A 7501-nucleotide genomic window follows, 5' to 3' on the forward strand; every position below is an offset into this window, starting at 1 on the left:
CCTCTGTCCTGCCGGACATCTCCCCCACGAGGGGGGAGATCGGCAGCTTCACCGCCCCGCCTGTCCTTCAACGTTGGAGATTGGCGAAAAGAGGAGATGACGGCTAATCTCCCTCCTTGTGGGGGAGATGCCCGGCAGGGCAGAGGGGGGCGCTGTCCCGCTAACCTATCACGAGGAACTACCCCTTTCGCAGCGTCTCGACATCCGTCTTCCCGACATACCAATCGCGCGCGTTGACCTCCTCGAAGACCACCCAGACATCGTCATTGCCGAGGCCAGTGGCCTCCATGATGGCCGCCGTGACCTTTTTGGCGATATCCGCCTTCTTGCCCGCCGGATCGGCGGCGATCACTTCCTTGACGATGCGGATGTTGACGAATGGCATGACGTCCTCCCGGGGATGTTCGTGCTCGCGAGCCGCTTCGACGAAACTGTCGAACGGTCGCCAGTGCTCGAGCTCAATAAGTCTTGGCGCCGTTGACCATCAGCCGCACCATGTAGAGCGAGGTGGTGCCGGCGATGTAGAGGCAATTCAGCTTGTTGCCGCCGAACACGCAATTGGCGGTCACCTCCGGCACCTTGACCTTGCCGATCAGCGTGCCGTCGGGATGGTAGCAATGGATGCCGTCGGCAGCACTGGTCCAGATGCGTCCGTCCTCATCGAGCCGGAAGCCGTCGAACAGGCCGGCAGTGCAGTCGGCGAAGATTTTTTCGCCCGACACCTTCTTGCCGCCCTTGCCGACATTGAACACCCGCATATGCGCCGGGTGCTGCGCGCCATGCGTGCGGCCGGTGTCGACGACATAGAGCTTGCTCTCATCGAGCGAGAAGGCCAGCCCATTGGGCCTGACCATGTCGGTGATGACGGCTTCGACCTCGCCGGTGCCGGGATCGACCCGGTAGACATGGCAGGCGCCGATTTCGCTCTCGGCCTTGTCGCCTTCATAGTCGGTATCGATGCCGTAGCTCGGATCGGTGAACCAGATCGAGCCGTCCGACTTCACCACCGCGTCGTTGGGCGAATTCAGCCGCTTGCCCTTCCATTTGGTGGCGATGGTGGTGACCGAGCCGTCAAACTCGGTGCGGCTTACGCGGCGGCCGGAATGCTCGCAGGTGATCAGCCGGCCCTGCCGGTCGACAGTGTTGCCGTTGGAATTGCCGGATGGCTGCCGGAAGACGCTGACATTGCCGTCGGTCTCGTCGTAGCGCAGCATGCGGTTGTTGGGGATATCGGACCAGACGACATAGCGGCCGGCAGCAAACCAGGCCGGCCCCTCCGCCCACTGGCATCCGGTGAACAGCCTCTCGACCTGCGCGTTGCCGTTGAACAGGCGCGCGAAGCGCGGATCGAGAATTTCATAATAGTCTGCGGCCGCCATGCTTCTCCTCCCGGCATCAATGACACCAGATCAAGCCAGCCGGCGGGACAGAAGGCAATGTGGGTACGCACAGTGTTATACAAAAAGCGCAGCCAAGACAGATCGCTTGCCGGCTCTGCGCATGACGTCAACGCCGCATTAACCGGCTATGCGCTGGGCGCAATGGTGCATTGCAACATCTTCTTTTTGCAATGCACCATTACTATGTCATGCTTCGTATCGATCAAGGGAGGAATAACAGCCGCCGAAATGCGGCGCCAAAAGGAACCTTGCTATGATCCTCGACAGTCTCATGACCCGCGCTCGCAACAGCATTGCCAAGCGCAAGCACTACAACCGCCTTGTCGCCGAAATCGACAGCTTTTCCAGCCGCGATCTGGCCGACATGCGCGCCGACCGCTCGGAAATGCTCTACCAGGTCCACAAGCAGATCTACGGCTGAGTATTCGGTCGACCTATCACGTTCGTCATCCTTGGGCGTAGCGACGCGAAGCGGAGCGAAGACCCAAGGATCCATGCCGTGATTTTCGAGCACCACAGCGGTGCAGAATTTGTTTTGCGATGACCCGTGATTTCGCGCCAAAAAGCGCGCATTTCGGACCGCCGCATTTCCGGGCGAATGTCGCGGCATGGATCCTAGGGTCTTCGCCGCGTCGCTCCGCTCCTTGCTTCGCCCTAGGATGACGAAAGCGAGTGACCGTCAGCCCGGCACCGCCAGCGCCTTTTCAATCTGTGGCAGCAAGAGATCCCTCGCCGTCTCGGGCGTCAGCGGGCCGACATGCTTGTAGGCGATCTTGCCGTCCTTGCCGATGACAAAGGTCTCCGGCACGCCGTAGACACCCCAGTCGATCGCCGTGCGACCGGCTTCGTCGACCCCGATCGCCTGGAACGGATTGCCGAGATCGCCGAGGAACCGGCGGGCGTTTTCCGGCTGGTCCTTGTAATTCAGTGCCGCCAAGGCGAAACGCTTGTCCTGCGACAGCGCCAAAAGCACTGGGTGCTCTTCGCGGCACGGCGCGCACCACGATGCGAAGACATTGACCAATGTGACCTTGCCGGCGAAGGCTTTCGAATCGAGGCCCGGCAGGTTCAAGCCCTCAAGCGCCGGCAGATTGGTCTGCGGCGCCGGCAGGCCGATCAGAGCCGACGGCACTTCCGAAACATCGCGCCCCGACAATAGCTGCGACAGGAACAGTCCGGCCAGGCCGAGGAAGATCAGCAGCGGCAAAAGCACGAACAGGCGACGGCGCGGCGGCGGCGTTTCCGTTTCGGTGCTCATGGCTTGGCGGCCTTGTCGGAGCGACGTCGCACGCCGGCGGCTTCCAGCTCCGCGAGTTCCCGCTTGCGCGCCCGCTGGTCAATCAGAATCCAGCCGATCAGCCCGATCAGCACCACGGCGGTGATGCCATAGGCGGCGGTCACGTAAAGTGCGTGCACACTCATACGGCAGGTCCTGCCAAGGTGCGGCCTTCCAAACCGATCATTTCGCCCCGTCTAGACATGCCTTTCCTTAGCCTCGCCTTGTCGGCTTCGCAATTGGTCGCCGCGCCGCAGCCTTCGCGCTCATGCGGCCGCTTCAATCCGTTCCGTGGCGCAGCGCCAGTGCAGCCGAGACCGGGCCTAGCACGCTAAGAAACAGGGTCAGCGCGGCAAGAATGAGGAAGGGCTGCAGAAACGGATCGGGATAGGCCGTCGCGCCATAACTCGCCGAAACGCCGAAGATCAGCACCGGGATGGTCAACGGCAGCACCAGCACCGAGATCAGCAGCCCGCCACGCGGCAGCGCCACCGCCACCGCCGCACCGGCAGCGCCGATGAAGGTGATTGCCGGCGTGCCGACCAGCAGGGTCAGCGCCGTGGCGCCGATGGCGAGCGGCTCCATGTTCATGAAAAGGCCGAGCAAGGGCGCAGCGATGACCAGCGGCAACACGCTGCCCGCCCAATGCGCCAGGCATTTGATCAGCACCGTCAAGGCCAGCATATGGCGGTCGTTGCCGAGCACCAGCAGATCAAGCGAGCCATCCTCGCGGTCGGCCTGGAACAGCCGGTCGAGGCCGAGCAGGCAAGACAGCAGCGCACCGATCCACAGGATCGCCGGGCCGATGCGGGCAAGCAGCTTGAGATCCGGCCCGACCCCGAACGGAATGGTGGCGATGACGGCGAGGAAGAAGATGACTCCGGTCAGCGCACCGCCGCCGGCACGGATGTTGAGACGGATGTCGCGGAGGAAGAGGGCTAGCATGATTTGAGATGCCTTCGCCCAGGCACCCCCCTCTGTCCTGCCGGACATCTCCCCCGCAAGGGGGGAGATTGGCAGCTCATGCCTCCCACCAGCCCTCCAACATTAGAGATTGGCGAAGGTCGTGGCGGCGTCCAATCTCCCCCCTTGCGGGGGAGATGTCCGGCAGGACAGAGGGCGGTGCCTCGCGCCATCATCAACCCGTTTCCCCCATCCTCAACTCTACCCCCTCGATCCCCAGCGGCAGATGCGTCGCCGCTACAATCATCCCACCCTCTCCGCAATGCCTCGTCATCAACCCCGCAAGCCGCGCCTCCGAAGCCTTGTCCAGTCCCGCCGTCGGCTCATCCAGCAACCACAGCGGCCGATGACTGACCAACAACTTGGCGATCGCCGCGCGGCGCCGCTGCCCGGTCGACAGATAGCCGAACGGCAGGTGGCCGATGCCGCCCAGTCCGACCGTTTCCAGCGCCTCTTCGACGCCGGCATCTCCACCGCCGTTGAAATCGCGCCAGAAGCGTAGGTTCTCCGCGACGCTGAGCGCCGGCTTCATTGCGTTCTGGTGGCCAAGATAATGACAGGCCGAGGCAACAGACGGAAACGCTTCGCCCCCGTCTTCAATCTTCATAGCGCCTTCGATCTTCACGCTGCCTTCCGCCACCGGAAGCAACCCGGCGATGACCCGCAGCAAGGTCGATTTGCCCGATCCGTTCGGCCCTGTGACGACAAGCGCCTGACCATCCTCCAGGGCAAAGCCGATGCCGGAAAACACCGTGTCGCCGCCGCGTTCGCCGCCCAGATTTTCGGCGATCAGCCGCATCCCTCGCCTGCCCTGAAAACCATGTGTCGCGGCAGCTGCCGCATCGCACAAATTTGCTTTGCAACTGTCTAGAACTATTCCAGAAAATTCTCTATATGCGGTGCATCCGTGCCAGCGGTCGGCGCGGGAACAGAATTAGCGCCGAACCAGCGCACGCGCCGCCTTGAACGGCTCGGGTTGCTTGGGAACGGACAGCGGAAATGGCCGTACCCGCACCTTTGCGCGTGATTGCATGCCATCGGAGTCCGTTCCCTTTCAGGCTGAACAGACAAGGATCGCACGTGTCAAAATCCCTCGACAGTTTCAATTGCCGCCGCACGCTGACCGCAAGCGGCGCGGAATATGCTTATTTCGACCTCATCGAGGCCGAGAAGAACGGCCTCACCGGCATCTCCCAGCTGCCCTATTCGATGAAGGTGCTGCTGGAGAACCTCTTGCGCAACGAGGACGGCCGCTCCGTCACCAAGGAATCGATCCAGGCGGTTGCCGGCTGGCTGACCGACAAGGGCACCGCCGGCGTCGAGATCGCCTATCGCCCGGCCCGCGTGCTGATGCAGGATTTCACCGGCGTTCCGGCCGTGGTCGACCTTGCCGCCATGCGCGACGCCATGGCCTCGCTCGGCGGCGATCCGCAGAAGATCAACCCGCTGGTGCCGGTCGACCTCGTCATCGACCATTCCGTCATCGTCGATGAATTCGGCACGCCGATGGCCTTCGCCCGCAATGTCGAGCTCGAATACGAGCGCAACGAGGAACGCTACAAGTTCCTGAAATGGGGCCAGCAGGCGTTCCGGAACTTCCGCGTCGTGCCGCCCGGCACCGGCATCTGCCACCAGGTCAACCTCGAATATCTCGGCCAGGTGGTGTGGACCAACACCGAGGACGGCGAAACCACCGCCTATCCCGACACCTGCGTCGGCACCGATTCGCACACCACCATGATCAACGGCCTTGGCGTGCTGGGCTGGGGCGTCGGCGGCATCGAGGCTGAAGCCGCCATGCTCGGCCAGCCCGTCTCCATGCTTTTGCCCGAAGTCATTGGCTTCCGCCTCACCGGCAAGCTGAAAGAAGGCGTCACCGCCACCGACCTCGTGCTCACCGTCACGCAGATGCTGCGCAAGAAGGGCGTCGTCGGCAAGTTCGTCGAGTTCTTCGGACCGGGCCTCTCCAACATGACGCTGGCCGATCGCGCCACCATCGGCAACATGGCGCCCGAATACGGCGCCACCTGCGGCTTCTTCCCGGTCGATTCGGAAACCATCCGCTACCTCACAATGTCCGGACGCAGCGAGGACCGCATCGCGCTGGTCGAAGCCTATTCCAAGGCGCAAGGGATGTGGCGCGACACCGGCTCGGCCGACCCGGTGTTCACCGACCTGCTCGAGCTGGAACTCGGCAGCGTCGTGCCGTCGATGGCCGGGCCCAAGCGGCCTGAAGGCCGCGTCGCCCTGGAGGGCATCCCCGAAGGCTTCGCCAAGGCGATGGAGACCGAATACAAGAAGGCGGCGGAAATCTCGAAGCGCTATGCGGTCGAAGGCACCGACCATGATCTCGGTCATGGCGATGTCGTCATCGCCGCCATCACCTCCTGCACCAACACCTCGAACCCGAGCGTGCTGATCGGCGCCGGCTTGCTGGCGCGCAACGCCAATCGGCTCGGCTTGAAGCAGAAACCCTGGGTGAAGACCTCGCTGGCACCCGGCAGCCAGGTGGTCGCCGAATATCTGGAGAAATCCGGCCTGCAGAAGGAACTCGACCAGATCGGCTTCAACCTGGTCGGCTTCGGCTGCACCACCTGCATCGGCAATTCCGGCCCGCTGCCGGCGCCGATCTCGAAAACCATCAACGACAAGGGCCTGATTGCCGCCGCGGTCTTGTCCGGCAACCGCAACTTCGAAGGCCGCGTTTCGCCCGACGTGCAGGCGAACTATCTGGCGTCGCCGCCGCTGGTCGTCGCCCACGCGCTGGCTGGAACCGTCACCAAGGACCTGACCACAGAGCCGCTCGGCGAGGACAAGAACGGCAACCCGGTCTATCTCAAGGACATCTGGCCGAGTTCGGCCGAGATCCAGGAGTTCATCGAGAAGAACGTCACCCGTGAGCTGTTCGCCCGCAAATATGCCGACGTCTTCAAGGGCGATGAGTACTGGCAGAACGTCAAGGCGCCGGAAGGCCAGACCTATGCCTGGGACGACAACTCTACCTATGTACAGAACCCGCCCTATTTCGCCGGCATGACATCAGGATTCGGCAAGATCGGCGACATCAAGGGCGCGCGCGTGCTCGGCCTGTTCGGCGACAAGATCACCACCGACCACATCTCTCCGGCGGGTTCGATCAAGGCGGCTTCACCGGCAGGCAAATACCTCACCGATCACGGTGTCGGCGTCGCCGACTTCAACCAGTACGGCACAAGGCGCGGCAACCACGAGGTGATGATGCGCGGCACCTTCGCCAACATCCGCATCCGCAATCACATGCTGGGCGAGAGCGGCCGCGAGGGCGGCTACACCATCCATTATCCGTCGAAGGAAGAGGAATCGATCTACGACGCGGCGATGGAGTACAAGAAAGAAGGCGTGCCGCTGGTCATCTTCGCCGGCGTCGAATACGGCAACGGCTCGTCGCGCGACTGGGCGGCCAAGGGAACGAACCTCCTTGGTGTCCGCGCGGTCATCGCCCAGTCCTTCGAGCGCATCCATCGCTCGAACCTCGTCGGCATGGGCGTCATCCCCTTCGTCTTCGAGGACGGCACGTCCTGGGCCTCGCTCAATCTCAGAGGTGACGAGCTGGTCGAGATCGACGGCTTGAGCACCATCAAGCCGCGCCAGACGATGATCGCCAAGGTCACCTATGGCGACGGCACGGTGAAGAACGTGCCGATCATCTGCCGCATCGATACGCTGGACGAGCTCGACTACTTCAAGAACGGCGGCATCCTGCAATACGTGCTGCGCGATCTGGCGGCTTAGGGAAGAGTCGACCGTGAACTATCCGCAAGCCGTTGATCTGGCATGTTGATTGAGGCGGATAGCGGCTTTTGGATTGCAGGATTAGCGGTTT

Annotated in this window: 8 protein-coding genes; 2 read left to right on the forward strand and 6 right to left on the reverse strand. The window is 62.8% G+C overall.

What is annotated here, in order from left to right; all coding sequences use genetic code 11:
- Window positions 1-178: 178 nt before the first annotated feature.
- Both NKJ06_RS33345 and NKJ06_RS33350 read right to left on the reverse strand, forming a co-directional pair.
- On the reverse strand, window positions 179-385 hold the full coding sequence (locus NKJ06_RS33345) for a tautomerase family protein (protein ID WP_010912352.1): 207 nt from the start codon (window positions 383-385) through the stop codon (window positions 179-181).
- A 73-nt stretch (window positions 386-458) separates the two neighbouring features.
- Window positions 459-1379 carry an SMP-30/gluconolactonase/LRE family protein gene (locus tag NKJ06_RS33350; RefSeq protein WP_352630734.1) on the reverse strand — a complete coding sequence of 307 codons (921 nt, stop codon included), beginning with the start codon at window positions 1377-1379 and terminating at the stop codon, window positions 459-461.
- Window positions 1380-1653: 274 nt separating this feature from the next.
- Here NKJ06_RS33350 and NKJ06_RS33355 point away from each other — a divergent pair, with 274 nt between their 5' ends.
- Entirely contained in the window at window positions 1654-1821 is a 168-nt protein-coding gene (locus NKJ06_RS33355) for a hypothetical protein (protein WP_081738754.1), read from the forward strand.
- Between the two features lie 258 nt (window positions 1822-2079).
- On the opposite strand, the gene NKJ06_RS33360 is transcribed toward NKJ06_RS33355, so the two are convergent.
- The 4 genes from NKJ06_RS33360 to ccmA all read right to left on the reverse strand — a co-directional run bounded on the left by NKJ06_RS33360 (window position 2080) and on the right by ccmA (window position 4438).
- Window positions 2080-2658 (reverse strand): DsbE family thiol:disulfide interchange protein, encoded by a 579-nt coding sequence (locus NKJ06_RS33360; protein WP_352630732.1) that lies wholly within the window; start codon window positions 2656-2658, stop codon window positions 2080-2082.
- Window positions 2655-2822, reverse strand: a complete 168-nt coding sequence (gene ccmD, locus NKJ06_RS33365; protein WP_352630729.1) for a heme exporter protein CcmD — start codon at window positions 2820-2822, stop codon at window positions 2655-2657. Before ccmD ends, NKJ06_RS33360 begins: the two co-directional genes overlap by 4 nt.
- 133 nt (window positions 2823-2955) lie before the next feature.
- Window positions 2956-3621: a heme exporter protein CcmB gene (gene ccmB, locus NKJ06_RS33370; RefSeq protein WP_352630726.1), complete on the reverse strand. Its 666-nt coding sequence runs from the start codon at window positions 3619-3621 to the stop codon at window positions 2956-2958.
- Between the two features lie 193 nt (window positions 3622-3814).
- The gene (gene ccmA, locus NKJ06_RS33375) at window positions 3815-4438 is read right to left on the reverse strand and encodes a heme ABC exporter ATP-binding protein CcmA (RefSeq protein ID WP_352630723.1); all 624 of its coding nucleotides are present in this window, start codon (window positions 4436-4438) and stop codon (window positions 3815-3817) included.
- 281 nt (window positions 4439-4719) lie between these two features.
- Here ccmA and acnA point away from each other — a divergent pair, with 281 nt between their 5' ends.
- Complete coding sequence (gene acnA, locus NKJ06_RS33380; RefSeq protein ID WP_352630720.1) at window positions 4720-7410, forward strand: aconitate hydratase AcnA; 2691 nt, start codon at window positions 4720-4722, stop codon at window positions 7408-7410.
- Window positions 7411-7501: the final 91 nt, after the last annotated feature.

The sequence above is a fragment of the Mesorhizobium sp. M0293 genome, from assembly GCF_040321735.1.
GTDB lineage: Bacteria > Pseudomonadota > Alphaproteobacteria > Rhizobiales > Rhizobiaceae > Mesorhizobium.

Bases quoted from the DNA above. Each gene is read 5' to 3' on its own strand.
- ccmB (WP_352630726.1), bottom strand. From the start codon at position 3,621: ATGCTAGCCCTCTTCCTCCGCGACATCCGTCTCAACATCCGTGCCGGC.
- ccmD (WP_352630729.1), bottom strand. From the start codon at position 2,822: ATGAGTGTGCACGCACTTTACGTGACCGCCGCCTATGGCATCACCGCC.
- ccmA (WP_352630723.1), bottom strand. From the start codon at position 4,438: ATGCGGCTGATCGCCGAAAATCTGGGCGGCGAACGCGGCGGCGACACG.
- NKJ06_RS33360 (WP_352630732.1), bottom strand. From the start codon at position 2,658: ATGAGCACCGAAACGGAAACGCCGCCGCCGCGCCGTCGCCTGTTCGTG.
- NKJ06_RS33350 (WP_352630734.1), bottom strand. From the start codon at position 1,379: ATGGCGGCCGCAGACTATTATGAAATTCTCGATCCGCGCTTCGCGCGC.
- NKJ06_RS33345 (WP_010912352.1), bottom strand. From the start codon at position 385: ATGCCATTCGTCAACATCCGCATCGTCAAGGAAGTGATCGCCGCCGAT.
- NKJ06_RS33355 (WP_081738754.1), top strand. From the start codon at position 1,654: ATGATCCTCGACAGTCTCATGACCCGCGCTCGCAACAGCATTGCCAAG.